Origin of the sequence: Streptomyces spongiae (assembly GCF_009377185.1) — a bacterium.
GTDB lineage: Bacteria > Actinomycetota > Actinomycetes > Streptomycetales > Streptomycetaceae > Streptomyces > Streptomyces spongiae.
The window spans coordinates 1-1,729 of the sequence record NZ_VJZC01001012.1 but is presented as its reverse complement, the minus strand read 5'-3'; the positions used below and the strand labels follow the sequence as shown (position 1 = coordinate 1,729).

Sequence of the window (1,729 nt, the reverse complement as noted above, 5' to 3'; positions counted from 1 at the left end):
CGATCACAAAGCCCCCCGAGCCCTCAGGCACCCCGACAGGGGCGCGGGGAACTGCGCGAGAAGCTACAACGCACCCGCAGCCGCCAACGCACCGAACCCACCAATCCCTCAGGCGCCCACCCGCTCAGCCCTGCGCAGCAGCACCGCCGAGACCGCACCCCCGAGCAACACCGCCACCGCCCCGACCAACAGACTGCTCTCCAGCCCGGAGGAGAACGCCGCGACGACCCGGTCCCGCTCCTCCTGCGAGCCCGCCGCGGCCAGCGCCGCCGGCAGCGAGGACACCGCGACCGGGAGCAGCGCGGCGAAACGCGAGGTGAGTACGGCACCCAGCGCGGCCACACCCAGCCCCACGCCGAACTCCGAGAACGTGCCGTTGAGGCCCGCACCCACGCCTGCCTTCTCGGGCGGGATCGAGCTCATGATCGCGTGCGCCATGGCCGGGTTGGCGACGGCGGTACCCGCGCCGATGAGCAGCAGCCCGAGGAGGGTGCCCGGATAGCCCTGGTCGGCGAGCGTCGCGATCGACACGAGGCCTCCGGACATCAGGACCATGCCGAGCATGATGGAGGCCGGACCACCGAGCTTGGCCGACCACTTCGCCGGCAGCCCGGAGAAGTTGAGGACCACGACGGACAACGCGAGCGGCGCCGTGCGCAGACCGGCCTCCAAGGGCCCGTACCCGAGCACGAACTGCAGGTGCTGCGTCAGCAGGAACAGCCCTCCGCCCATGCCGAAGGTGACCAGCACGATGCCCGCGGCCGCACCCGTGAACCGCCGGTTGCGGAAGAAGTGCAGGTCGAGCATGGGATACGGGATCCGACTCTCCCAGTACGCGAACACCGACAGCACCACCAGGGCCACCGCCGCGGCCACCAGCACCCGCCCGGAGGTCCAGCCGTGGTCGGGCCCGGAGATGATCGTGAAGACGAGCGCGCTCATACCGATCGTCGACAGGACCGCGCCCAGCAGGTCGGGACGGTCTCCCCGCGGGTCCTTGGACTCCGGCACGAGCGCGACGGCCGCGACGAGGCCGAGGACCGCGACCGGCAGGTTCACCAGGAAGATCGCACCCCACCAGAAGTGGTCGAGCATGAAACCGCCGACCAGCGGGCCGACCGCGAAGCCCAGCGAGCTGATCGCGACCCAGACCCCGATCGCCTTGGGCTGCTCCTCGGGAGTGAAGATCTGCATCACGACCGCGAGCGTGGTCGTGAGCAGCAGTGCACCGCCGACACCCATGACGGCTCGGGCGGCGATCAACTGGCCGGTGGTATCGGCGATTCCGGCCACCAGCGAGCCGCTACCGAACACGGCGAGTCCGGCGATCAGCATCTTCTTGCGGCCGTAGCGGTCGGCTGCGTTGCCCGCGGTGAGGAACAGACCGGACTGCACGAGCGAGTAGGCGTTGATCATCCACTGGATGTCGGAGGTGGCCGCGCCCAGCTCATCGGTGAGGGACGGGATCGCCACGTTCAGCACCGTGTTGTCGAGCACCACGGTGAGCTGCGCGAGGCAGATGACGCCGAGGATCAGCCAGCGTTGGGGGTGCCCCTGCGGGGCGATCGGCGAGGTGTCGGCAGTCGTCGACGCCGTCATGGGAAGCCCTTCTACGGTGTACGGGAGCGGTCGCCATACACCGTAGAACGGTTCCCATACACCGTACAAGGCAATATCCGCCGCCCTACGCATACGAAAGGGCGGTGGCCCGAGGCTTTGTGCCCCGGGC

1 protein-coding gene is annotated in these 1,729 nt (G+C 69.6%); it reads right to left on the bottom strand.

Translation table 11 applies throughout. The features are described 5' to 3' along the window. Positions 1 to 108 precede the first annotated feature (108 nt). Entirely contained in the window at positions 109 to 1,599 is a 1,491-nt protein-coding gene (locus tag FNH08_RS49685; protein WP_152778578.1) for an MFS transporter, read from the bottom strand. Between the last annotated feature and the right edge of the window lie 130 nt (positions 1,600 to 1,729).